Origin of the sequence: Paenibacillus sp. FSL H7-0357, from assembly GCF_000758525.1 — a bacterium.
Classification (GTDB): domain Bacteria; phylum Bacillota; class Bacilli; order Paenibacillales; family Paenibacillaceae; genus Paenibacillus_AQ.
The window spans coordinates 4,270,547-4,293,760 of record NZ_CP009241.1 but is presented as its reverse complement, the minus strand read 5'-3'; the positions used below and the strand labels follow the sequence as shown (position 1 = coordinate 4,293,760).

The 23,214-nt window shown below is 42.0% G+C and carries 26 protein-coding genes; 10 read left to right on the top strand and 16 right to left on the bottom strand.

The window, feature by feature from the left end; translation table 11 throughout:
• The first annotated feature begins 55 nt into the window (after window positions 1-55).
• Window positions 56-400: a hypothetical protein gene (locus tag H70357_RS18540; protein ID WP_038592564.1), complete on the top strand. Its 345-nt coding sequence runs from the start codon at window positions 56-58 to the stop codon at window positions 398-400.
• Between the two features lie 149 nt (window positions 401-549).
• Here H70357_RS18540 and H70357_RS18535 read toward each other — a convergent pair whose 3' ends face one another.
• Both H70357_RS18535 and H70357_RS18530 read right to left on the bottom strand, forming a co-directional pair.
• A complete protein-coding gene (locus H70357_RS18535) occupies window positions 550-1,302 on the bottom strand; it encodes an SDR family NAD(P)-dependent oxidoreductase (RefSeq protein WP_038592562.1) in 753 nt (250 codons plus the stop codon).
• Window positions 1,303-1,305: 3 nt separating this feature from the next.
• Window positions 1,306-1,719 carry a MarR family winged helix-turn-helix transcriptional regulator gene (locus H70357_RS18530; RefSeq protein WP_038592559.1) on the bottom strand — a complete coding sequence of 138 codons (414 nt, stop codon included), beginning with the start codon at window positions 1,717-1,719 and terminating at the stop codon, window positions 1,306-1,308.
• Window positions 1,720-2,354: 635 nt separating this feature from the next.
• On the opposite strand from H70357_RS18530, the gene H70357_RS18520 reads away from it, so the two are divergent.
• From H70357_RS18520 to H70357_RS18510, 3 genes are all read left to right on the top strand, one after another.
• Window positions 2,355-3,002, top strand: coding sequence for a FusB/FusC family EF-G-binding protein (locus H70357_RS18520; RefSeq protein ID WP_038592553.1), 648 nt, complete (start codon window positions 2,355-2,357; stop codon window positions 3,000-3,002).
• Between the two features lie 275 nt (window positions 3,003-3,277).
• Window positions 3,278-3,748: a DinB family protein gene (locus H70357_RS18515; protein ID WP_038599891.1), complete on the top strand. Its 471-nt coding sequence runs from the start codon at window positions 3,278-3,280 to the stop codon at window positions 3,746-3,748.
• Window positions 3,749-3,798: 50 nt separating this feature from the next.
• Entirely contained in the window at window positions 3,799-4,248 is a 450-nt protein-coding gene (locus H70357_RS18510) for a YdeI/OmpD-associated family protein (RefSeq protein WP_038592550.1), read from the top strand.
• A gap of 1,236 nt (window positions 4,249-5,484) precedes the next feature.
• Here H70357_RS18510 and H70357_RS18500 read toward each other — a convergent pair.
• The 5 genes from H70357_RS18500 to H70357_RS18480 form a co-directional block, all read right to left on the bottom strand.
• Complete coding sequence (locus H70357_RS18500) at window positions 5,485-5,703, bottom strand: SHOCT domain-containing protein (RefSeq protein ID WP_038592547.1); 219 nt, start codon at window positions 5,701-5,703, stop codon at window positions 5,485-5,487.
• Between the two features lie 14 nt (window positions 5,704-5,717).
• Window positions 5,718-7,070 (bottom strand): sensor histidine kinase, encoded by a 1,353-nt coding sequence (locus tag H70357_RS18495; RefSeq protein ID WP_038592544.1) that lies wholly within the window; start codon window positions 7,068-7,070, stop codon window positions 5,718-5,720.
• Window positions 7,060-7,767: a response regulator transcription factor gene (locus H70357_RS18490; protein ID WP_038592541.1), complete on the bottom strand. Its 708-nt coding sequence runs from the start codon at window positions 7,765-7,767 to the stop codon at window positions 7,060-7,062. Before H70357_RS18490 ends, H70357_RS18495 begins: the two co-directional genes overlap by 11 nt.
• Window positions 7,768-7,833: 66 nt before the next feature.
• Window positions 7,834-8,097: a hypothetical protein gene (locus tag H70357_RS18485; RefSeq protein ID WP_038592538.1), complete on the bottom strand. Its 264-nt coding sequence runs from the start codon at window positions 8,095-8,097 to the stop codon at window positions 7,834-7,836.
• Between the two features lie 288 nt (window positions 8,098-8,385).
• Window positions 8,386-8,751 (bottom strand): cupin domain-containing protein, encoded by a 366-nt coding sequence (locus tag H70357_RS18480; RefSeq protein ID WP_442950450.1) that lies wholly within the window; start codon window positions 8,749-8,751, stop codon window positions 8,386-8,388.
• 242 nt (window positions 8,752-8,993) lie between these two features.
• On the opposite strand from H70357_RS18480, the gene H70357_RS18475 reads away from it, so the two are divergent.
• The 3 genes from H70357_RS18475 (at window position 8,994) to H70357_RS18465 (ending at window position 12,415) form a co-directional block, all read left to right on the top strand.
• Window positions 8,994-10,085: a Fe(3+) ABC transporter substrate-binding protein gene (locus H70357_RS18475; RefSeq protein ID WP_038592535.1), complete on the top strand. Its 1,092-nt coding sequence runs from the start codon at window positions 8,994-8,996 to the stop codon at window positions 10,083-10,085.
• Between the two features lie 87 nt (window positions 10,086-10,172).
• Complete coding sequence (locus H70357_RS18470; RefSeq protein ID WP_331281723.1) at window positions 10,173-11,738, top strand: ABC transporter permease; 1,566 nt, start codon at window positions 10,173-10,175, stop codon at window positions 11,736-11,738.
• Complete coding sequence (locus H70357_RS18465; RefSeq protein WP_038592528.1) at window positions 11,735-12,415, top strand: ABC transporter ATP-binding protein; 681 nt, start codon at window positions 11,735-11,737, stop codon at window positions 12,413-12,415. Before H70357_RS18470 ends, H70357_RS18465 begins: the two co-directional genes overlap by 4 nt.
• Before the next feature lie 544 nt (window positions 12,416-12,959).
• On the opposite strand, the gene H70357_RS18460 is transcribed toward H70357_RS18465, so the two are convergent.
• Window positions 12,960-13,262 (bottom strand): MazG-like family protein, encoded by a 303-nt coding sequence (locus H70357_RS18460; protein ID WP_197073598.1) that lies wholly within the window; start codon window positions 13,260-13,262, stop codon window positions 12,960-12,962.
• 206 nt (window positions 13,263-13,468) lie between these two features.
• Between H70357_RS18460 and H70357_RS35370 the strand changes: the two genes are divergently transcribed.
• A complete protein-coding gene (locus tag H70357_RS35370; protein ID WP_442950474.1) occupies window positions 13,469-13,627 on the top strand; it encodes a hypothetical protein in 159 nt (52 codons plus the stop codon).
• A gap of 396 nt (window positions 13,628-14,023) precedes the next feature.
• Here the strand turns inward: H70357_RS35370 and H70357_RS18455 are convergent, their stop codons facing one another.
• Window positions 14,024-15,010, bottom strand: a complete 987-nt coding sequence (locus H70357_RS18455; RefSeq protein WP_038592525.1) for a zinc-binding dehydrogenase — start codon at window positions 15,008-15,010, stop codon at window positions 14,024-14,026.
• Between the two features lie 135 nt (window positions 15,011-15,145).
• Here H70357_RS18455 and H70357_RS18450 point away from each other — a divergent pair, with 135 nt between their 5' ends.
• Window positions 15,146-15,721, top strand: coding sequence for a TetR/AcrR family transcriptional regulator (locus tag H70357_RS18450; RefSeq protein ID WP_038592522.1), 576 nt, complete (start codon window positions 15,146-15,148; stop codon window positions 15,719-15,721).
• A gap of 113 nt (window positions 15,722-15,834) precedes the next feature.
• Window positions 15,835-16,392, top strand: coding sequence for a sugar O-acetyltransferase (locus H70357_RS18445; RefSeq protein WP_038592519.1), 558 nt, complete (start codon window positions 15,835-15,837; stop codon window positions 16,390-16,392).
• Window positions 16,393-16,657: 265 nt separating this feature from the next.
• Here the strand turns inward: H70357_RS18445 and H70357_RS18440 are convergent, their stop codons facing one another.
• From H70357_RS18440 to H70357_RS18410, 7 genes are all read right to left on the bottom strand, one after another.
• Complete coding sequence (locus H70357_RS18440) at window positions 16,658-17,650, bottom strand: alpha/beta fold hydrolase (RefSeq protein ID WP_038592517.1); 993 nt, start codon at window positions 17,648-17,650, stop codon at window positions 16,658-16,660.
• 18 nt (window positions 17,651-17,668) lie between these two features.
• Window positions 17,669-18,658: an alpha/beta hydrolase gene (locus H70357_RS18435; protein ID WP_038592514.1), complete on the bottom strand. Its 990-nt coding sequence runs from the start codon at window positions 18,656-18,658 to the stop codon at window positions 17,669-17,671.
• A 364-nt stretch (window positions 18,659-19,022) separates the two neighbouring features.
• Window positions 19,023-19,781 carry an ABC transporter permease gene (locus tag H70357_RS18430; protein WP_038592511.1) on the bottom strand — a complete coding sequence of 253 codons (759 nt, stop codon included), beginning with the start codon at window positions 19,779-19,781 and terminating at the stop codon, window positions 19,023-19,025.
• Window positions 19,778-20,527 carry an ABC transporter permease gene (locus H70357_RS18425; RefSeq protein WP_038592508.1) on the bottom strand — a complete coding sequence of 250 codons (750 nt, stop codon included), beginning with the start codon at window positions 20,525-20,527 and terminating at the stop codon, window positions 19,778-19,780. Before H70357_RS18425 ends, H70357_RS18430 begins: the two co-directional genes overlap by 4 nt.
• Window positions 20,524-21,246: an ABC transporter ATP-binding protein gene (locus tag H70357_RS18420; RefSeq protein WP_442950449.1), complete on the bottom strand. Its 723-nt coding sequence runs from the start codon at window positions 21,244-21,246 to the stop codon at window positions 20,524-20,526. The genes H70357_RS18425 and H70357_RS18420 overlap by 4 nt, the downstream gene beginning before the upstream one ends.
• A gap of 83 nt (window positions 21,247-21,329) precedes the next feature.
• On the bottom strand, window positions 21,330-22,331 hold the full coding sequence (locus H70357_RS18415; RefSeq protein WP_038592502.1) for a HAMP domain-containing sensor histidine kinase: 1,002 nt from the start codon (window positions 22,329-22,331) through the stop codon (window positions 21,330-21,332).
• On the bottom strand, window positions 22,328-23,005 hold the full coding sequence (locus H70357_RS18410; protein WP_038592499.1) for a response regulator transcription factor: 678 nt from the start codon (window positions 23,003-23,005) through the stop codon (window positions 22,328-22,330). Before H70357_RS18410 ends, H70357_RS18415 begins: the two co-directional genes overlap by 4 nt.
• Window positions 23,006-23,214: the final 209 nt, after the last annotated feature.

Here is a 23,214-nt window from a genome sequence, read left to right as displayed (position 1 = left end):
GAGGAACATGATATTTTTGGAAAAAGTTTTTAGTGTAGCATAAGGGGGCTTTGATATGATTACTCCACAAACGCTTGATGAATATTATGTAAGGATCGGCAGGCTGAAGCAACGTTATTTGTCGGAGCGGTTTGAACAGGATCTCCCTGTATTCAGCTCACATACGGAAGCGGTTGAGTGGTTCAAGGCACTTTTTCAAGGCAGCTTTATCTTCGTGGAAGAGATGGAAGGTGCTAATTCCGAGAGCTACTATTTATATGACATTATCCATGACAGAGAAATCTGGGAACGCAGAGAGAGAGACTTAAGAGAAAAAGGTCAAGCTAATGGACTGGGCATGCTGCTTTGCGCGCAAAGAGTAGATATTTACAAAGACGGTACAGTACATTTGGCGGTTTAGCGGTGTTCACTCCATGATTTTTGAATTTCTAAATTTCCGATACAGATTTCAAACGAGAAAAGACCCGGGAAGCGGAGGGAATCCGACAACCTGGGTCTTTGGTGTGCAAAGCAGCTTGCTGTAAATGCAGAAGCGCAGCCTAGAATTATTTATTTAGCGTAGTATCCGCCGTCAATTGGCAGCTCAATGCCTGTAATGTAGGAGGAATCATCCGAAGCCAGGAACAGGACGCCTTTGGCGATGTCCTCAGCTGTGCCCAGGCGCATAAGCGGGGTCTGGGCGAAGAACCATTGCTTCATTTTTTCATCCTTGAGCAGATCCTCGGTCATTGGAGTTTCGATATAGCCGGGATGTATGGAGTTGGAGCGGATATTATGCTTGGCATAATCTACAGCAGTGGCCTTCGTCAGCATACGTACGGCACCTTTACTGGCAGTGTATGGACCTGCGCCGCTTCCGCCGGTCAACCCGGCGATCGAAGAGATGTTGACAATCGAGCCGCCGCCGGCTGCGATCATGTGTGGAATGACTGCTTTTTGTCCGAGGAAAATACTGGTTACATTGATGCCCATCGTTCTCTCCCAGCGTTCCACGGTTTGTTCCATAAATGGAGTCGGGTCAGAAACACCGGCGTTGTTGACGAGAATGTCGATGTGGCCGTACGCCTTCAAGGTCTCATCAACGACCCGTGCCCAATCTTCTTCGGAGACAACGTTTTGCTTTATTCCAATGGCTTCGCCGCCGTTTTCCCGGATCTCTTGGACAACCTCCTGCAGCTTCTCTTCCTGTAAGTCAGTAATTACAACTTTGGCACCTTCTTTGGCGAACAATAGGGCGTCTGCTTTACCCATGCCGCCGGCTGCTCCAGTAATAACCGCTACTTTATGATCTAATCTTCCCATGTGTTATTCCTCCTGTGACTGTGTATTGTTCTTGTTCATATTCAGCTCTAAGTGATCGATCATTTTCTGATAAGAATGGATGAGAAGGTCCAGCTCTGTGCCGGAAAATTCACTCCATAATCCGTCTGTCAGCTGTTTGTACCGTTCCAGCATCCGTTGTTCGACTTCACGCCCTTGGTCTGTAATCTTCAAGTGCACCTGGCGCCTGTCAGTTTCAGATACCACACGTTCAATATATCCCTTCTGAACGAGCTTACTGCTTAAATTGGTGATGGCGGAGAGCGTTACACCCAGCACATTGGCAAAATAGGAGCTGGTCTGCATGTCATGCTTCGCCAGGGTCTGCAAAATAAAATATTGGGGCGCCGTTAAATTGTTGTCCAGTAATTTGGTGTAGCTCGCTACCAGTGTCAACATATGACGGCTGATTAAATAAGATAGCTGATCCTGCTTGTCCAGTAGTCATCACCTCAAAAATATACTTTAAATATTTTAATAGTTAATATGGTTTAACTATTTAAATGTAAACCTTTTTAGAACGTCAGTCAACTGAACTGGAGCATGGGAGGGAGTGGTAAAATTTAGCTTGAGTGATGCACTCATTGACTACTACAGATAACATGCCAAATAGACAGCATAATTTATGCGGTCCCTTTATTGTAAAGAGCTTATCTCCATTTGAGCTGAGGTATGAGCATGCAGAGCGGAGAGGAATTGAAGCTTACAGGTACATTTTCAAGAGAGCGGAGAGTGTTTTTATCTTGATACCGCTTACATGTATTGGCGATAAAATTGGTGAGAGGGAAACAGAAAAATTGCACCTCCTGGGGTTTCTTGATATACTTTTCCCATGTGAATTTGATTGGGGGTTTTACTGATGGCAAAGCAGAATTGCTCATTAGCTAGGAAGTCCTCATGCAAAGCCTAATCTGGGGCGATACTTTGCGTGGGGGCGGTAGGATGGATACGATCGCCCAACCTTGACTTTATCGTTTCTAATAATAGGCTTTGCACCTTATGTTTTTATATAAAAAATAAGGGGCTGAAGAGCTATGAATACACCATTTATTAGAAACCATCAATATAACGTCATTAAGAAACAAACGGATTTTTTGCAGAAAACGCTGCGAACCGTCGCGGATCGAAACGTCTTGAAGACTGTAAGATATCGTGCAGCTGCGAATATTATTGAAGCCATTCCTAATCTTACAAATGATCAGCAGCAAATGCTGGAACAAATATCGACCTTCGAAAGTGCATATGATTTCCAGAGATTTTTGAGCGCATTAGAACCCTATCTGGAGCCATTTCCACCAATTACGTTGAAGCAGATTCAGAAACTATTTCCTAAGAATAAGAAGCTGAAGGTGCCTGACTTAGGATCTATCGACTTCCGATATGTAACGTATCTGAGTTGGGTAGACATAGCTACGAACAAATTATTCATTGTCTATCCGTTCGAAGGACAGTTCATTGGTATCGAGGGAAGAATCACGCCCACTAACAAGAAAGGGTACTGCTTGTTCTGTAATCGTCATCAAGAGCTTGCATTCCTCACGGTTAAGACCAAGCCAGCGAACGCTTCACCGGATAATATTTCTTCTGTTGGCCAGTACGTATGTCTGGAGAGCGATGCTTGTAATCAGAGCATTACCGATATAGGATCATTGGAGAAGTTCATTTTTTCGGTTCGAAAATAACATTAACTACGACAGGCTGCCCTAGAGGCAGCCTGTTTTACTTTATTCTATGTATAAGAGTGCTTATTAGATCGCGTAAACTGAATGTTGAAAGGCGATACAGCCTGAGCGACGAACGCTGAAGTGATCAGGAAACTATTTGAAATACGTATCGGGTGGAACTAGCTTGGGGGTTCACAAATTTGCCAATAGCACTGCTGAGAATGAGAAGGTTTTGTTTGTTGAAATCAAGAATATAGTCACAATACTAAATTATGAGAATTGAGTTGATGAGCATGAGTGACAAGATGGTAGCTGTCTTAAGAAGACAGTTTGAACCGACGTTAGAAATGTTGAAGCAACTTATCGAAGTATGTCCTGATGATTTTTGGATGGATGCCAAGCAAAAATACTGGAAGCAGATATTTCATGCTACAACCAGTATGAAATTTTGGTTTAGGCAGCAGAAGGATGAAGAATTCAAAATACCTGACTTCGGCAAGGATATAACAGAAGCCCTAGATAAGGAGTGCTCTGACTACCCTACTAAAGAAGAAATGACGGAGTATGTTGAGGAGATATTGAGTGTGGCCCGTAGGTTTTTGGATGAACTTACTGATGACAGATTATTGGAACCATGTGTACTATACGAAGAAATAACCAAAACTGATGTAATCCTAATGCAAATCCGACATGTTCAACATCATATAGGTTATTGCAACAATATACTGAATTCGAACCACCTAGAAGCAGTAAAGTGGCTATGATAACGTGAGTGATAGAAAACAGCTTCTTTACAATGAGGAGTGTATTCAATATGGTTTATGAATTTGATAGTGAGATAAAGATGCTGGAAGGTAAAATGAAATGGAAAGTAGTTTATTTCCCATATTCAGTAAGGGAAGTATTCGATACTAATGGTAAAGTATCTGTTCAAATCACCGTGGACGGGCACGAGTTTGACCATACGTTGTTGCCCTCAAAAAATGGGCATTATTTTGTTTATAATGAATTTATTCGAAGAGCCGTACATAAAGAGCTCGGTGACAAAATCCATGTAACTCTTAAAAAGTGCGAGGAAATCCGTAATATTGTTTTGCCGGATTACATTTCAAAAAGCCTTGAAGATCACCACATACTGAATACATTCCTAACTCAGCCTGATTACATTAAGCGAGAGCAGATAAATTATATTGAAATTGCTAAAAAGGAAGAAACAAAGAATAACCGGGTATTAGCTTTAATTAATAAACTTCAAGATAAATAAATCCTGTATGAAAATCACATAAAAGTGCCGCAATCAATGAAAGAAAGTTGATTGCGGCACTTTTATGTCTGAAAAATCAAATGGGGGTTATAATTGCTTCAACATTACAAATGTTATAGAAGTCCAGATTTAGATGCATCGAAAAAATTGAAATACAGGTTTCGGAGCTAACTAAGTGAAGGACTTCATGATGAATTCAAAATATTCAGATGGACCATGTTTTAAAATGTTATTATATGGTAAATGTTTGATGATAAAAGAGGGAGGTGACATGAGTTAAAAAATAGGATCAACTAATCTGAGAAAATGTAAACCTCATAATGAGGCAGTTAACAGTGTAAATGAAATTTTATTGCCAAATTAATTAACAGGACTAATTGGATCCATAAGTAAAGGAATAAATGAATTAACGGCAAATCCTGCAGTTGGGACTGCAGGATCAGAATTAAGTAAGATCCGGAGAAATTCATTTGATAATTCAGACGATTCGAGTTACATCACCAAGTACAGTCTAATTACAGAATATCGTATTGAATGAACACATTAAATAAATGAAATGAAAAGTATCATGCAAAGAAATTAATATTCTAAAAAAATGATAAAGAGTAGTAAAATATCATTTATAATACCACAAGCATAATAAGCCAGATCAGAAGCAATAACGGCTAAATTAGGCTGGTCCGGTTTATTTACATGATACTTATTCACAAAACCCGTATTTTGTACATATGTATGTAGGTTGATATATACTCTCCCTTTTAGGACAACACAAATTGACACAATGTTGCCTACATAAATGACACAAAGTTACCTACATTGTTATCAGTTACATCAGAATAGCCAAAGCAAGCCTTTGTTTCAGCCCCTCCAGATAAAGAGTCGGTATCCTTCGCTTCAGTGCTTTCTCACCCACACTTTCAGTTGGGTGCTGTTCCGAATACCCAACATTTCTGTCACTACATTATAGCTGGCTGATCCCTTAAGATACTCCCTGACCGCCGCCATCTTGAAATCTTCCGTATACTGTTGAAATACTTGTCCTTTTCTGGCCATAAAAGGATCCCCTCCAAGTGTACTCGTTCCTAGTAATAACATTAGGTTTTTTACGAGTGTCTACTTGAAGGGAATATTTCTCGTCTCCCCAAAAGATGATAATTTTAGAATTATAAACAAACCAGGAGGGGGATAAATCAAATGAGGGCTCCTTGTTCTTTTGCCATATCTCCATTAATGTTATCAATCCCGCAAAATGCTCTTCATCCGGTAATAATCTTCCTCCGTGATTTCACCTCTTGCAAAGCGTTCATCCAAGATTCTCTCTGGAGTATTGTCAATAAATCGTGAATTCCCATTGCCCCTAACCCATTTTATCACCAAATAGATTACACCTACGATCAGTAAAAAATTGATGACTAATCCAAATGTTCCGAACCCAGAGCCATAACCCATCATCATTTCCTCTCATCCTTTCATCGAATTAATGGAAGACGAACACAAACAGTAGTTCCCTTTTTATTCCCACTTTCAACATGAATAGATCCGGCATGAGCATCCACTATGGCTTTAACAACCGCTAGTCCTATTCCGGCTCCGCCAGTCTTCCGATTCCTTGATTTCTCCCCGCGGTAAAAACGTTCAAAGATATAGGAAAGTTCATCTTCAGGTATTCCCATTCCGGTATCGGATACGATGACTACGCCCTCTGCTTTCTCTTTTAACACTTCAATATGAATACTTCCAGAACTCGTATATTTGAATGCATTGCTTATCAGATTTACTAATACCTGAACGAGCCGCGAACGGTCCCCTGTGATCCAAACGTCATTTGTACTTATCAGGTCAGCTGAAAGTCCTTTATGCCTAAACTGGCTGGCTACTGTATTTAACGACATCTCAACAATATCGTTAAGAGATACGATCTCCGTCTTCAGCTGAACCATTGGATTCTCTACTGCAGCCAGATTTTCCAAATCACTGATGAGTCGAACCAGTCGCAGGACTTGATCATGACACACTTGAAGCTTATTCGGCGTCGGTTCCCATATGCCATCCTGAAAAGCTTCCAAATGGCTTTGTATAGTAGTTAAGGGCGTTCGCAGCTCATGCGCCACATCAGCAGTCAGTGATTTCCTTAACTGATCTTGCTTTTCCAACCCTTCAGCCAAATGATTGAGCGCACGCCCCACGTCATCAATCTCTGTATTTTGATTTACAACTTCAACCCTGGAAGTGAGATCTCCCTCCCTCATTCGCGAAGCGATATCTTTAATCTCTAAAAGAGGCTGGCTAATGCTTTTGGCCATATAGCTGCTAAACAGATACGTCCCGGCAATAACGAGAATCATTGCGGCCCATAACAATGTATTAAACATTCGCAGAAACTGCTGATTTTGGCTTTGCGATGTTTCGTTCAATGGTTGAAATTCCATTGTCCCGACCTGCTGATTGTCTTTTACGATTGCTTTTGTAATGGTGTCTTGCTTAGGCTGGGAATTCACTTTTCTTTGCATCCCCATTTGGCTAGTGTCCCAAATCAATTGGTGGTCTTTGTCATATACACGAACGATATATTCACTAACCATCGCCTGGTGCGAAATCATCATCCATACATTTGTATTCCATTGGCTGGTTGACTCATTATAAGCTTCTTTTAGATCTTCCAGTAACGTTTGTATTTCCGCCCGCTCCTGGTTTTTCTGATATTGGTTGAACGAAACATTCATTACTATGTTGACAAGCAGGACAATAGACAGAAGCGCAGCAAGAGCCACACCGGCATGGGATATAAGAAGCTTTCTGCTCAATCCGCCTCTATTTCTCATCCGGACTCACCAAGAATTTATATCCCACTCCAAATACTGTACCGATAAAAACAGGGTGTTTAGGGTCATCGCCAATTTTTTGTCTAATATTCTTGATATGAACATCGATGGTTCGCTCGAATCCTTCAAAGGTATCACCCTGGGTAAGGTTAACCAGTTCAAGGCGTGAGAACACTCTCTTCGGATGCTTCGCTAAAATTTCCAGCAGCTTAAACTCCATATGGGTAAGGGATACGGGCTCCTCGTGAATTCTCACCTCATAACGTTCCAAATCCATTGTTAAACAGCCTTGCGCATATGACAGCAGTGACATATTCCCTTGTTCCCGCTGATTGGTTCTTCTTAAAAGACTAATCACCCGGGCGAGCAGCTCTCTTGGGCTGAATGGTTTGGTAATATAATCATCGGCTCCAATCATGAGCCCATTCACCATATCGTCCTCACTGCTCTTTGCAGTCAGCATGAGTATCGGAACGTTCGATGATTTACGTACCATTCTGCATACTTCCTCTCCGGTCATATCCGGAAGCATCAAATCCAGCACGATCAGATCGGGCTGAAAGGTTTCAAAAAGATGAATCGCGCCTCTTCCTGTGTCGGCTTTGTACACAATATAATTATTCTTTTCCAAATAAGCCTTAATGACCTGCAGGATATTTTCTTCATCATCCACTACTAAAATTTTCACGAACTTCATCACCTGCTTTGTTGTTAAAATGAGACAGACCTCATTTCTATGAGGTCTTATCTTATCATGATCGGATTAGAAGTTCATCATACCCCTGCTATATTGAGAATTTTGCATCATTCCTGACATTCCCGTACCGTTTGAAGTGCTGCAATTGTCATGCATTTGCTTGATTTGGTCCTCTGACAGGTTTGGGTGCATTTGTTTGGCAAAGGGTAGCATTTTTCCTAAAAAACTGCTGCCGTTAGTATCATTGTTTGCTGTTGCAGCGTAAGCGCCAGCGGTTCCAATCCCCATAACAAGTACCAATGCTGATAATCCAATCCAAAGTTTCTTCATTTGTATCTCCTCCTTATAGTTACACTATATAAGAGAGTTATGAAGAACAAATTTGCAGCTTATGAAGAAGTTATGAAGATAGCAAAAGGATATGAACACGAGAAAGAAGCCTTTCACTCAACTTTATCCGGTGAAAGGCTCATTTAACTAAGGAGGGGACTAATGTTGGCGCATTGCGTACATGTTTGACATTATGTTTCTTCAAATCAGTTGTTCTATTCGATAATTTCGATAATTGTCTGCTGAATGAAACTGAAGTTATAAATACTAAATTTAAAGCGTCGTCTATCAATGTGATACCATTGCCTCCACCTTTGTAACATGTATGGTTCCGGTCGGATGTTCTGGTGGTGCGTAAATAACATAAACTAAGTCACCCATTTGAACGAGACCCTGGCCCTCTTCAATTCGGATAAATTGGTCTGTATGAGGGTGTACTTCTAAACCAATGTCATCTCCAACCGGAATGCTCATAACTGTAACTTGAAAATATTCTCCCGACCATAAAGCAGTTCGAAAGGTATTATTCAGTTTCGTTACTTGCTCAATGTTGATGACGAACGGTTTCTTTCCGTAATCCATAATCTCAGTTCCATTCCAGGAGCTAGAACGCTTAGAACCATGATAAGGGGAATACACTACAGTGTTACCCATTATTAGAACAGGATAGCTCTAGTATGACCTGGAGTATCGAAGCTGTAAGATCTATCTAGAGCTAAGGAAACATGTTGAGGACTACATCGCCTGCAACAACTCCAAACGATGACAATATGCATAAAAAAATGACTCCCGATGAATCAGTTGAGTTTATTTTTATTGACATAAAGAGATCATAAAAGTTATCATATCCCTTAATGAGAATGAGAATCATTATAATTTCAGGGGGATGTTTTGGTATGATGAATAGAAAGTTTTTAGTTCCATTGCTTACAGGAATCTTGACTGTCGGACTGTTGGCAGGCTGCGGTGCCAACAAGACCAATGAAACAAGCGCCGTTAACTCGGGGGAGAACCAGCCAACTGCACAGGCTGCTGAGCAAGTAGTAAATGTTTATTCCGCTCGCAGTTATGACGTAGACGCCCTGCTGTATGAAAAATTCACTGCGGAAACCGGAATCAAAGTAAATCTTATCGATGGCAAGGCAGAGGAATTGATTGAGCGTCTTAAGCGTGAAGGAGAAAGCACACAGGCTGATTTGTTCCTTACCGTTGACGGAGGCGTATTGAACAATGCCAAGCAGTCCGGGTTGCTTCAGCCGGTAACTTCGGAAACCATCGATCAAAACGTACCTCAAGAACTTCGTGATCCCGACAATGAGTGGATCGGACTTTCCACACGCGCCCGTGTGATTGTATACGCTAAGGATCGGGTTAAACCCGAACAACTGTCCACCTACGAGGATCTGACAAGCCCTGCTTGGAAAGGTAAAGTACTTGTCCGTCCTTCCTCAAGCTTGTATAACCAGTCCCTTCTGTCGTCATTCATTGAACTGAACGGAGAGGTGAACGCTGAAGAGTGGTCCAAAGGACTTGTTGCCAACTTGGCCCGTACTCCTGAAGGAAACGACCGTGACCAGGCGAAAGCTATCGTTGCCGGTGTGGGCGATGTTGCGATTATGAATACTTACTATGTAGGTCTGATGCTGAACTCGGATGATCCTGAAGAAGTGAAGGTCGGGCAAAACATCGGTGTATTCTTCCCGAACCAGGAAACAACAGGCGCTCATGTGAATATCAGCGGCGTAGGCGTAATCAAACACAGCAAGAATACGGAAAATGCCGTGAAGCTCATTGAATTCCTGACCGGCGCAGAAGCGCAGACCATGGTTACCAATGAAAACTATGAGTTCCCGGTAAATGCAAAAACAGAGCTGCCTGAACTGCTCAAATCCTGGGGAACTTTCAAAGCGCAGCAAATCGATTTCAACAAACTGGGCGTTCACAATGCCAAGGCGATTGAGATCATGAACAAAACAGGCTGGAAATAACATATGCATCTAAGCGCAGTTAAGGTAAAGTTAAAAAGGCGCCTTAGCGTTTGGCGGATCGTAAGCTTAGCGGGGGCAGCAGTCATTTTGCTGCCCATTTTTTTCGTATTCCTCTCGATCTTTGATCCGCCGAACGAAAACTGGGTGCAAATCAGGCAGTACCTGGTCAAGGATTATATTGCCCAGACGGTTCAGCTGACAATGACGGTTGCCGTACTTACAGGACTGCTCGGTGTCACGCTAGCCTGGCTAGTAGCGGTATTTGATTTTCCGGGGAAACGGTTCTTCAGGTGGGCGCTGGTCCTGCCTTTGGCGATTCCTCCTTATATTGCCGCATTTACGTACAGCACGATGTTCAGCTACACCGGTGTTGTCCAGACCACGCTTCGGAACCGGTTCGGGATCGTCCCCGATCAGGAACTTATTACGTTTTCTTCAATGCGGGGCGCGGTTATTGCATTCACCTTGTTTCTGTTCCCTTACGTATACCTGATCACCAAATCGTTCCTGGAAAAACAGAGCGCTTCTTATATTGAGAACGCCCGGCTGCTTGGAAGAAATGGCTGGTCCATTTATATCCGTATCGCCCTTCCATTATCCCGGCCGGCGATCGCAGGTAGCGTCAGTCTGGTCATGTTCGAGGTGCTGAGCGATTACGGGGTCACCAGCTATTTCGGAATACAGACCGTGTCTACGGCAATTTTTCAGACCTGGTTCGGGATGTACGATGCCGATTCGGCCATGCGCCTTGCCGCCTGGCTGATGATTATTGTGCTAGGCCTGTTCTTTGTCGAAATGCTGCTTCGCAAACGGCGGGCTTACAGCTCTACAACCAGCAAATCGAGACCGCTTGTGCCAAGACGACTTACCGGATTGCCGGGAATATCGGCAGCCGTGTTTTGTATGATTGTCTGGTGTGCCTCTTTCCTGTTTCCGCTTCTTCAATTGATCGAATGGGCCAGTTGGACCTTTGACACCATGTGGAATGGGGACTTTGTCCATCTTGTCTATCAGACCTTGTCCGTGGCTGCTGTTTCCACCCTGATTATTATGGTGTTTGCGCTGATTGTAGCCGCTGCGAATCGTTCGCGTTCTACAGCTTCATTTTTTCTCTCCAAAGCGGTAACCGCCGGCTACTCCATTCCTGGAGCGATTATTGCCATCGGTGTGCTGGTCGTGTTCCTGCAGTTGGATAAAGGTTGGGCCGCTGTTCATCATCAGTTTGCATTAAACGGAACACCTCTTGTGCTCAGTTTAACCCTGGCCATGCTGGTTATGGGCTATGTGATCCGGTTTATGGCTACAGGATTCAATGCTGTGGAAGTCGGATTTGAGAAAACGGGACAGAAATTTACGGAAGCATCCAGGATGCTGGGGCTTGGGATGACGAAAACATTTATTAAAGTGGATCTGCCTTTGATCAAGGGGGCGGTAATGAGCGGTTGTATCTTAACCTTTGTGGAAATCTGCAAGGAACTTCCGCTTGCTTTGATACTCAGACCTTTCAATTTCGAGACCCTGGCTACAAAAGCTTACCGGTACGCGAACGACGAACAAATTTTCGAAGCATCCATCCCGTCTCTGCTTATTATCTTCATCAGCTTCATCTCGGTTTATGTAATGCATCGCTTAGACAGGAAGTGGGAAAAATGAGTATTGTAGAAATCCATAATCTTTCGTTCTCTTACGGACGGGGGATTCCCCCGGTTATCGAACGGTTCTCCTGCTCCATTGAAAAAGGGGATATTGTCGGCATTGTCGGCGCAAGCGGCAACGGAAAAAGCACGCTGCTGCGGCTGATCGCGGGCCTGGAGATTCCGGCTGGAGGGGAAATCCGGATTAACGGCGCTCCTGTGGTCAATGAAAGTACCTTTGTACAGCCGGAGCAACGGGGTGTCGGGATGGTATTCCAGGATTACGCGCTTTTTCCTCATATGAATGTCCGGAAAAATATCGAGTTCGCCCTTCACCGGCTTCCGAGAAAAGAGCGGGCCAAGCGTCTGGAGGAAATGCTTGACCTTGTCCAGCTTGGCGAATTCAAGGAACGTTATCCCCATGAGCTCAGCGGCGGGCAGCAGCAACGGGTGGCGCTCGCTCGGGCGCTGGCGCAGAAGCCGACGATTCTGCTGATGGACGAACCTTTCAGCAACCTCGATGCGGGGCTAAAGGAATCGATCCGTTCCGAGCTGCGGACGATCTTAAAGAAAGCGGAGATGACCTGCCTGTTTGTTACCCATGACCGGCAGGACGTCGAAGCAATAAGTGACCGCTCGATACATCTAAGATCAGAGCCAGATTTAACTGAGCGGAAATTAGTTTTTTATTCATAAAACATTCGCAACATTCAATGGCCTGTATTTACCCTGCATACACTACCATCGTCGCCTATTTACGACTTTTTCAAAAAATGTTTACGGTACTACGTTGGCTTCATTTAGACCCACAGTGCTCGGTGAATACAATGTGGTATTTGCACATCCACTTTGTGTGAGCTAAACTATAGCTCTGTTTGCCATCTAAGACCATTCCCTTCGCCTCGCCTGAACATCTCAATTTTATCGGAATGGTCTTGTTGGTCAAACCCTCGATCCCTCCACCCGCATAGCGGGTGGTTTTTTGTTTCGCGCGTTTCACGCACTCAACTGGCTAAAGCCATAATAAAAAATCCGCGCCCTGCGCGGATTTCAAAAGGTATATATTCTTGTCCTCTTACAAAACACAACTCCAGTGAGTTGTGTTCAATAAACTACGCTCATCATTTTGTCCATTAAGCGTAAAACTTCTTTGGTTGGAATGATGTAGTCACCTGCTTCAATTGGATCTGCCCCTATCTTTACATGAGGTGTCATATCGTGTGCCGAGTGGGGGAAAGTTTTATTCTTTTACTTTTGTAAGTACACCATCTTTATTTTCGTATATTCTTTTTTCATTTTTTTCCATTTTACACACTATCTCTTCTTCCAAGTTAATTCCTAGAAGTTCCGAAAGCCCTATTAAGTAGAGTGCAACATCAGCCAATTCTTCACCCAAATCGTCTTTCTTTTTCAGATAAGCTTCGCAAGCTTCTGATAATTCGCCATATATAAAACAAAATTCTTGAAAAATATCAGTAACATTAAATCCTTTCGCAATTTTATTCTGATAAACTCTTTTTTGTAACTGTAATAAATCAATCATTTTATTCACCTATCCTATATATAATTTTTATCTCGGGATTATGATTAATATTTCCGGCAATACATATTCTCCTTTCATAAAATGAAATATATTCTTTTTTTATTGCGAATTAAATTCTTTGATGTAATTATATGGATTTTATGAAATACATTATAAACTATAAAATCTCTGTTATATATGGCTTGAATTTCGGATAGGGGTTCAATATTTCGGAGTTATCGTTTTATAATGCTGAGAGAACCTATGACTATTATCTCCAGCATTTTGGTAGCAACAGTCTGGACAACAACGGGCTACAGATCCGCTCCACGGTCCATTACTACACTTCATATAACATCGCCTTCTGGAATGGAGCTTTTAGATAATCATCAAATCGGCAATAGTACCATGTTCTTGTCCATTTGCCGAGTACCCCCTTTCTAATGCATCTAATGCAAAAAACAACCGATTATTTACGGTTGTTTACAGTCGTTTAATTATGTTTTTTACTGCAATTTGATTGGCGTTTAGTCATGTTTTTTACAAATGAATCCACGTAAACCTTATACCATGTTCTTTTTCCTCAACAGCTAAAGTGTTCTCCCGAAACGGCTTAACACTTGCTCGCGCAGTTTATTCACATCTTCTAGGCATGTAACATTTGCTGATATTATACAGGATTGGCCGTTTGATAGAGATATTAACGCCGAAATCCCCTCCAATTTTTCCTTCCGTCTACCTATCAGAACGATCATTGATCCCTCTTTTGCAAATAGTCGCTCCTAAATGACTCTGGCTGCAACCTTGCCGGTGATCTTGCCTTCTTTTAATTTTTTCAAATAGGATGGAATTTCTTCCATGGTTATCGTTGTGATTTGTGGAGGTACAATCTTTCCTTCTGCAAGCAATTTACCAAAATGATCTCCAATTCTTGCCAGATTGGATTGTGCATTAAAATCACCTTGTGTATGAGCAGCACCAAGTGCTATCTCGTGTAAAGACATCCCTTTATCATAAAAACGGATTCTGCTAAAATCAGGGAATCCAGCCGTTACAACCATTTCGCCGCCGAAGGCAAGAATCTCAAGGTCTTTAGTTGCACTATCGGGACTTATCGTATTTAAAACGTAATCAACACCCCGGCCATTAGTCAGATTCAAGATGTCTTCATATACACTTCCTTTAGTAAAATCAATTGCCTCATCTGCCCCAAGAACGCGTACATAGTCGATATCTTTTCCTAAGCAAGTAGTAATCACTTTCAATCCACATATTTTTGCTAATTGAATCGCATATCCCCCTACACCCCCTGCACCGCCATGAATCAATATGGTGCCACCGGATTGCGGCTTAAGCTTCTGCATTATCGCTTGATACGCCGTATATCCTGCTGCCGGAACTACCGCTGCCAGTTCGAAAGGCACTTCATCCGGCAGTTTGCTTGCAGTGTGAGCTGTAGTCACAGAGTATTCCGCAAATCCGCCATCGAGATTATTAATGCTGCGAAGATAGTACACGCGGTCTCCAATTTCAAAATTGTTCACGCTGCTGCCAACGGCATCTACAATTCCTGCAATTTCTAATCCCAGAACGCGTTTCTTCTCGGACTCCAGACCATCGTACTCAGCCACTTGGTAATCCGAAGGGTTCAATCCTGCTGTATAGACCTTCACTCTGATCTCATTATCTTTGGGTTCTGGCATCTCCCTATTTGTAACAACAGTAAGGCTGTCCAGTTCCCCTGGTTTTTCAAGAATTAGTGCTTTCATAAGATTTCCCCTCTTAAATTCAATTGACAAAATTCATTAAATAACATACATTCGAACTGACATTACAATTGTAACATCATATCAAACAGGGTCAATGCATGATAGAACGGGCTTAACAAAGAAGGGGAGATTGTAATGTCTGAGAAAGAAGATACAGAGTTACAACGTATGGAAGGCCTCAGGTTATCAAATGAGGAATCAAATCGAATCACTAGATCAAGTATTGAAGCTGCTTTGGTGCTGCTTATGAAGGATCAGGCTTTTGAGGATATAACGATTACAGGTATCGTTAAACGGGCCGGGGTGTCCCGCACTGCTTACTACCGGAATTACAACTCCAAAGAAGATATTCTACAGAGTACGATGAAGGAAATTGTAGATAAAATCGTTGCTGCGATGAATCTGCATCATCCAATTAGAAACTCTTATGATTATTGGCTTGCTTTATTTCACACTTTAGAACAACATATCGACTGCTTACAAATTATCCTGAAAGTTAACATGGCAGATACTATACTTAGCGAAATGCAAGACGCACAATTGATTAGATCAAAAGATGTATCCTTACTTACCAACTACGCTGCTTACTTTTGGAGCGGTGCCATCTACAGTGTAGCTGCAAGTTGGATTAGAAGCGGTGCGAAGCAATCCGCTGCAGAAATGGCAATGCTCTGCTATAAAATAATAGAAGCGGTAAATGGTGATTGTTGACAACGTAAATCTTATTACAGATTGTAATTTCAATCCAAGATCATATCAGAATAGTTTTTATGTGAACGCCCTATCGTATATACTTAGTAAAATGTTGGAATAAGGGGATATTTATGAGCGAACCTAATAAAGGAAAGTTCTACTACGAACGTGGAACGGATGAACTACGGGAGAAAGGCTTGCGTGTCCAGAAGCTTATTAAGGCTTTCAATGACTGCGACCCTGAGGATGGGAAAGAGAAAGAAAGATTGATTCGAGAGTTGTTTGGAAGCGCTGGTGAAGGAATAAGCATCGAGCATAATTTTCATTGTGACGTAGGTTATAACATTCATGTGGGACGCAACTTCTATGCTGGCTATAACTGCACCATATTGGATATGGCTGAAGTTCACATTGGCGACGATTGCATGTTTGCACCGAACGTCGGAATCTATACAGCGGGTCATTCAATTGAACCGAAGGACCGAAATAAAACTGGGTACGGCATACCGATTACGATTGGCAACAATGTCTGGATTGGTGGGCACTGCGCCATTTTGCCAGGTGTGAAGATTGGTGACAATTCTATTGTTGCGGCGGGCTCGGTAGTAACAAAAGATGTACCTGCAAATGCGATTGTCGCAGGTAATCCAGCCAAGTTGTTGAAGCATATTGCAGAGGACGAAAATTAGTTCACTTCCACGTGGCTTTGAACTAAAAGGAAACGTTATTTCAACAAACAGCGGCAGTCTATAACTTTATTTTCTAGTTCAAGGCTGTCGCCGTTGGAAATATTGGGGGCCAGATCCTTTCCGCAGATTCCTGTCATTTCGATTTTCACTTTGACATCCCGATTTTTCAGAAAAGATCAATTTTCGCCTCCTTTTGTTCGTAAAAGAGAGTAACTGCAACGCAAAATAAATCGCGCAGCGCGCGATTTATGATGGTACCAGACTGTTAATCTGTTGAGTTTATTCCTCCCGTAAATCCCCTTATTTTTTCAGAGATTTCTTTAGAATGGGAACGATACAGATAATGTCCCGCGTCCAATAAGACCATTTCTCCATGTACAGAGTTCTGTATCTGCTTCTCATGTTCCGGAATCCATCGGTCCGTCGCAGGGTGATTCGCCTGAAGAAAGAAAAGGACAGGTAAATTGGCAGGAAAAGTGAGTTTTTCTGCTGCTTTAAAGTTGGAATACATACTCACTGCCTCATTTAATTGAGTTGTATTATACATGTTTTTGCGTATCAAGATGTCCAATTGTTCTTTAGCCGCTTTATCATAGGGCAGTCCTTCATAAGGGTCAGCACTCAGTTTCAGTTGTAACCGGGCAAAGCCCAGGTTGCGGAACCATTTAACCGGTTCTGTATCAGACGAATCAATTTTCTGTTCGCTTAGTGACGGAACACTGCTGTCCAGCCCGATAAAGGCTTTCACTTCATTTGGATATTGGTTCACATAATCCAGACTATAGAGCCCGGAAATAGAGTGAGCTATAAGGGTGTAACGATCGATCTGGAGACTTTGTAACGCTTCATGAATTTCACTTACAATGTTGGCTGAACTGCGCTCCTTCCGGGATTGATCGCTCAATCCGTAACCAAAAGGTTCGATCACGACGACTTTATAATAAGGGCTTAACTCTGATAGGAGTGGCTTAAAATCAAGTGCGGGCGCCGCTGTTCCATAACCGGGAAGAAGCACTACGGTTTCTTCGCCTTCGCCTTGGATGAAAACATTCATATGCTTACCATCTACAGACACAAGCTGACCATACTGCTCCATTCTTTTTTGTTCTGAATGACTGCTGATTTTGTTTACAGTAAATACGATGGCGATAAAAAGTAGAATAGCTATAACCACTGCGGCGATTACTTTTAATGAAATATGCAGCACTCTTTTCACTATTGAACGCTTCCTTACTTCCTCTCCTGCTGGTTGTGCCAAACTCTCTCCCTCCTCTTATTATTTGAAAGGTTGTATTTGCTTCATGTACGCTTTGAATGCCCCGGCGATTTCTTTGAATTTCGTATGATGCAGGTAATGTGAGCCTTCCATCGGGATCATTTTTCCCTGTGCCGATTGTTTGACTTGTGCCTCATGCAGCGGAACCCACTGCTCATTGTTCTCGTTATTCGACTGGACGAAAAGAAGCACCGGCAAATCGTTAGGGTAGGTAAGCTGTTCTCCATTTTTAAAATTGGTACCGAGATGTCTGAGCTCATCCATCATTGTTGGATTGGTCGCGACTTGATTCGAAATGAGACGCATTTGTTCTTTAGTATACTCATCGATGGCAAGTGACTCATATGGATCTTCGCTCACCTTTTGGAACAATCTCATCAGACCTGATTTTTGCAGAAACTGCATGGATTTCAGAGGCAATTTGACATCCATGCCGGGTTGATTCGGAACACTGCTGTCGATGCCGACAAAAGCAAGAACCTCATCCGGGTAGCTGTTCACGTAAGACACTCCGTATAGTCCAGTGATGGAATGTCCCATAAGAACGTAACGGTCAATACCCAACTGCTGCACAGCTTCGTGAACTTCACTGACGATATTCTCTGTTGTTCTTTCCTTCTCAGTTTCGTCGCTCAACCCGTATCCGAACGGCTCAATCGCTACGACTTTGTATTCTGGAGACAATTCATCGATCAGCAATTTGAAATCAAGTACTGGCGACGGAGTTCCTTGTCCAGGAAGAAGGACGATTGTCTGTTCGCCGCTGCCTTGAATAAACACATTCATTTTTTTACCATCCACATTGACATACTGGCCGTACGGTTCGATTTTCTTTTTCTCGACCCCGTTACTGATCACATTAACGATAAACAAGATGCCCATGAATAGCACAAGCGCCCCGAGAAGACCTCCTATTATTTTCAACCATAGTTTCTGTTTTTTGCGGATTCTGTTCCCTGTCTTGATTTCCACCGTTCCTGCCACGTTCATCTTCTCCTGTCTTTATATCTGTAGAGCCGCGCTAGCGACATATTCAAAGTGTAATCAACCAAGATGTCCCCTTCGTGACGGCAATATGAACGGAGTATGAACAGGCACAGAAAGAGCGTTATCATGACAGCTAAACCTGTGAAACCCTTCTCATGTCCTGCATAGCAATAAACCGAAATATATAACTAATACTAGCTTTGGAATTACAAATTAAATACTTCTAGTACTACTTTACTTATCGAAATATAATAAATACTCTCTTCTATTTGCTATACAAGCAGATAAAAGAGAGTATTTTAGTTCCTAAGCTATTCCCACTCAATATTCTCAAGAACATCCCGTGGGATTCATCGATGGAATAAACTTACGCATCTCGTTTACGGTAAAATACAATAGCTGCTGTAAAAAAGATCAGTGTCCATAACATTGAAATACCTGTCCCTTGCATGGGTGTAAGGACATTTATCTCATCAGAGGAAGGCGGCATATACATATAATATCCTGCTGTATCCGGAAAATAATTTTTAATACTGTGTAGAAAATCTCTCGACAAAGGACTGACAATGAAATAATAACCAAGCAGTACCACTAAAGCAGGAGTAGTTCGTCTTAATAAAGCACCTATAGCTGCACTGAGAAGTGTGGTTAAGGTTAGATAGCCTGTTGCACCTGCTAATGATTCTATCATTGTGTCTATTTCAATCACTACTGCTGTGTCTCTCATCATAATAAAAGTATATAGTACACCTGATGCAGCAATAATAAATGCAGCAGGAATGGTTATAATTGCCAATGCCAAATGCTTCGTGGATAATTGAAACCCACGCCAAGGTATCGTAGTTAAAGTAGTTCGAATCTGTCCACCCGTATACTCCGAACAAGTAGCGAAGATACCAAGAATAATGAACCCTGCTTGAAGATATCCCATAGAAGCAAGTCCTATATTCAGTATACTTTGCGTTCCTGCTGCTCCTTGTAGACCAGCAGAAGTAAAAGCTGCGGCTAAACCTAAATTAAGAATGAAGGTACCCATAAGAGTGCGCCATATCAATGGTAATGTAACTAATTTATCCAGTTCAGCACCAAGGATTTGTGTTATCTTTCTACTAGATGAGACACTCATGATGCAACGTCCCTCCTATGGAATACAATAGCTGCAACAATGAAAATAACGGCTACCCAGGCAAACATGACTACACCGCCTGTGAACGGGGTGTGAAGTCTGTCGCTCGTAAACATAAACATTTCAGCGCCAGCCCTATCTGGTAAGTAAAACGCCAACTTTGTAACCTTAGAAAGCAGGACACTAAATGATACAACAGAAGAATTTATTATGAGCACAGCAAGCGGGATAATACCATTCTTTGTTAGAATAGTTATCCCAAAGGCTAAAAGAGCAGTGAATGTCCAGTAACAAACTGCACCGATAAGTTTAGACCATTCAAATGCAGGGGCATATTCACCAAGAATAAGATGCGTTGCTGACACAGTTGTCATAATAGCAACAATACATAACAGTATGCTGATCACTGTCACAGCGCCTGCTTTTGCCAGCAAAAAAAGAAATCGGGATGAAACAACAGTTAAACTTGTTGTAATCTGTTGTCCTCCACCAGATTCACTGCTCTCTGTCAAATACTCACTGCTGACAGCAAGCACCCCAAGAATAATAACGCCTTGCACACCAAGAGCTAACCCGATATAGCCAACTTCCGTTAACCGTGTGCTAACTCCAGCTATAATCTCTTCTTTTTGTGCTATGCTGTCCAAGGCAGCAATGACCGCTGGGGCAAATGCTCCAATAAGCAAGGCAAGCCAAATGCCCGGCAGGGAGAACAATTTAGATAGTTCCGCGTTGAATGCTCTCATACAACCTCACCTGCATTTTCAGATGTCAGGGCAAAAAAGGCTTCCTCCAGCGTGGAATGGTTACCTATTACTTCTTCCAATGTTCCATTTGCAACGATTTTTCCATGCTTAATAATCACCACATCATCAACAGTCTCTGCAAGCTCTCCCATTAGATGACTGGATAATAACACCGTGTTTCCAGAATCAGCACGTTCACGTAAAAATGTCCGAATCCAACGAATTCCTTCTGGGTCGAGCCCGTTTACGGGTTCATCTAAAATCAATATCTGGGGATCACCTAGTAATGCAGCAGCCATTCCAAGTCTTCTTCCCATACCAAGGGAATAACTTCCAACTCTTTTGCCAGCCGCATTAGTAAGACCCACTATTTCCAGAACTTCCTCGACACGTGAGCGGGACAATCCTGCCGCACGGGCAATCCAACGCAAATGTGCCCGTCCTGTTCGCATACGATGAGCTCCAAATCCATCAAGTGCGGCACCTACTGTTGCCAGAGGGTTATGTAATTCTGCGAATGGCTTTCCATTAATTAGCGCACTCCCTGAGGTGGCACGATCTAATCCAAGCAGGATGCGAAGTGTAGAACTTTTACCTGCCCCATTTGGACCTAAAAAACCAGTTACTCTACCTGGTCTAGCTTTAAAACTAATACCTGATAAGATTTCCCCAGTTCCGCGATGTTTGACTAAGTTATCAATTGTAAGCAACCATAACACTTCCTTTCTGTTATGGTTCTAATTATAAAGAAGCAAAGTTACATCCCGGTGATCATGCTGTTTAATTCTGGGTTACCTTTAGGTTAAGCTCTACCAATAACCACTCTTGTGCCGTTTTCATTTGATGTAAAGTCAGCTTTCAGCTTCATTTTTTTCAACATATAATTTAAAGCCGATAAACCAATCCCCGCCCCATGCTCATAGGAAGAGTTATCCATACCTGGACCTCTGTCTGCAACAAGGATCTGTTCTTTTTCTACATCTACCATAATGTGTACATATTTCCCCTCTGCTGCATGGCGAAGAATATTCTGAAATAAATTGTCCAGAACCCGTGTCATCCATTTAGGATCTGCTTTCCAATAAAAAGTCTCCTCTGCCGGTAAATCAACATCAACCTGAATTTCTTTTTCTTCAAATACAGGATACCACGCAGCAACAGATGCTCTTACTAAACGTCCAATATCTGTTGAAGTGGGCCCGAAAGGATGTTTCCCTGATGTAAGCAATGTATAGGAAAGTAAATCATCCATTAGATCTCCGACTCTTGTAATCGTATGGTTCATCTCTGTTAATGAGTTTTGTCCTTCTAAACTTATTGCTTCTTTATTTAATCTGGTGATATGTCCTCTCAAAATAGTAAGTGGCGTTCGTAAGTCGTGAGATAAATTCGCAATGAGCCGATGTCGTAATAATTCCTCTTCATATTCTCGCTTGCGGCTGTCTTCAAGCTGCTGAATCATCCAATTAAAAGAACTTCCTAACTGGTCTATTTCATCCATACGATCTCTTTGAACAGATATTGGTTTAGGAAAATTATTAGCTGAAAATGACATGACTTCCTGTAAGCGGGTGAGACGTTTACGAAGCCTCAAGAAGAAAATCCAAGATATTACAACAAATGCTACAATAATAAAACCAAAGAAAAGCAGTACAACGTAAAAATAATTTAACTTGTTCAGCTCTTCTTCATTAAAAGGAGACTCAATGAACGCAGATAAGAAAATAAGTACAATCGGAGGAAAAAAGATAAATAGAAAATGTCCTTTTAGAAAACGACGAAATAATGATTTAGTCTGTTTCATAGTTTCACCCGATAACCTATTCCCTTCAACGTTTCAATAATCTCTGGGGAATCCGGATGACGTTCCAACTTTTGGCGCAGTCGATGGATATGTACCATTAATGTTTTATCACCTGTTATAAAAGCTTCTTCCCAAACGGCTTCATAGATTTGTTCTTTTGGTAACACTTGATTAGGGTGGCGTAAGAAGTACATTAAAATTTGATGTTGTTTCCCTGTCAATATAATTTCTTCTCCTGTGATTTTGTCAAATACCATTTGGACTTCTGGATCTACTTCAATATCATTTCCTAATGAAATACGTTCGGAATGTGTTCCGCCACTTCGACGGATTAATACTTCTAATCTAGCAACTAATTCATCCGTATGGAATGGCTTCGTTAAATAGTCATCAGCAAATTGTAAACCTTCTACCTTATCATCTATCGATGTTCGGGCAGTTAACAGCAAAATAGGAACAGCAGGAGCTGCCTTTTTTAATCGTTTTCCCACAGTAAATCCGTCTAAACCGGGTAACATGATGTCCAAAATAACGATTTCATGCTGATTCACTTCTTTTTCGGCTCCATCACCAGAAAGCAGCCACTGAACTGAAAATCCTCGCCGCTCCAATTCTTCTTTTACCCAATTGCCTATTTTCTCATTATCTTCAATATATAATATGTTTCTTTTCAAGTAACATCCCGCTCTCTAAATTGAGTTCACTATTAGACAGAATAACACAATCTAAAGAATGGCTTCCAGTTAAGACAATTTTATCGTTCGTTAATAGAGTTTCATAAAAAAGAGGCCTACTTGAAAGACATGATATTTAACATAGTTTGAGCATGCTCACAGTCACATCGGGAAAGACTTAACTGTGTTAAGTTATAGCTAATTACTCC

Coding starts and splice junctions, on each gene's coding strand:
- H70357_RS18540 (WP_038592564.1), top strand. CDS start 56: ATGATTACTCCACAAACGCTTGATGAATATTATGTAAGGATCGGCAGG.
- H70357_RS18535 (WP_038592562.1), bottom strand. CDS start 1,302: ATGGGAAGATTAGATCATAAAGTAGCGGTTATTACTGGAGCAGCCGGC.
- H70357_RS18530 (WP_038592559.1), bottom strand. CDS start 1,719: ATGTTGACACTGGTAGCGAGCTACACCAAATTACTGGACAACAATTTA.
- H70357_RS18520 (WP_038592553.1), top strand. CDS start 2,355: ATGAATACACCATTTATTAGAAACCATCAATATAACGTCATTAAGAAA.
- H70357_RS18515 (WP_038599891.1), top strand. CDS start 3,278: ATGAGTGACAAGATGGTAGCTGTCTTAAGAAGACAGTTTGAACCGACG.
- H70357_RS18510 (WP_038592550.1), top strand. CDS start 3,799: ATGGTTTATGAATTTGATAGTGAGATAAAGATGCTGGAAGGTAAAATG.
- H70357_RS18500 (WP_038592547.1), bottom strand. CDS start 5,703: ATGATGATGGGTTATGGCTCTGGGTTCGGAACATTTGGATTAGTCATC.
- H70357_RS18495 (WP_038592544.1), bottom strand. CDS start 7,070: ATGAGAAATAGAGGCGGATTGAGCAGAAAGCTTCTTATATCCCATGCC.
- H70357_RS18490 (WP_038592541.1), bottom strand. CDS start 7,767: ATGAAGTTCGTGAAAATTTTAGTAGTGGATGATGAAGAAAATATCCTG.
- H70357_RS18485 (WP_038592538.1), bottom strand. CDS start 8,097: ATGAAGAAACTTTGGATTGGATTATCAGCATTGGTACTTGTTATGGGG.
- H70357_RS18480 (WP_442950450.1), bottom strand. CDS start 8,751: ATGGGTAACACTGTAGTGTATTCCCCTTATCATGGTTCTAAGCGTTCT.
- H70357_RS18475 (WP_038592535.1), top strand. CDS start 8,994: ATGATGAATAGAAAGTTTTTAGTTCCATTGCTTACAGGAATCTTGACT.
- H70357_RS18465 (WP_038592528.1), top strand. CDS start 11,735: ATGAGTATTGTAGAAATCCATAATCTTTCGTTCTCTTACGGACGGGGG.
- H70357_RS18460 (WP_197073598.1), bottom strand. CDS start 13,262: ATGATTGATTTATTACAGTTACAAAAAAGAGTTTATCAGAATAAAATT.
- H70357_RS18455 (WP_038592525.1), bottom strand. CDS start 15,010: ATGAAAGCACTAATTCTTGAAAAACCAGGGGAACTGGACAGCCTTACT.
- H70357_RS18450 (WP_038592522.1), top strand. CDS start 15,146: ATGTCTGAGAAAGAAGATACAGAGTTACAACGTATGGAAGGCCTCAGG.
- H70357_RS18445 (WP_038592519.1), top strand. CDS start 15,835: ATGAGCGAACCTAATAAAGGAAAGTTCTACTACGAACGTGGAACGGAT.
- H70357_RS18435 (WP_038592514.1), bottom strand. CDS start 18,658: ATGAACGTGGCAGGAACGGTGGAAATCAAGACAGGGAACAGAATCCGC.
- H70357_RS18430 (WP_038592511.1), bottom strand. CDS start 19,781: ATGAGTGTCTCATCTAGTAGAAAGATAACACAAATCCTTGGTGCTGAA.
- H70357_RS18425 (WP_038592508.1), bottom strand. CDS start 20,527: ATGAGAGCATTCAACGCGGAACTATCTAAATTGTTCTCCCTGCCGGGC.
- H70357_RS18415 (WP_038592502.1), bottom strand. CDS start 22,331: ATGAAACAGACTAAATCATTATTTCGTCGTTTTCTAAAAGGACATTTT.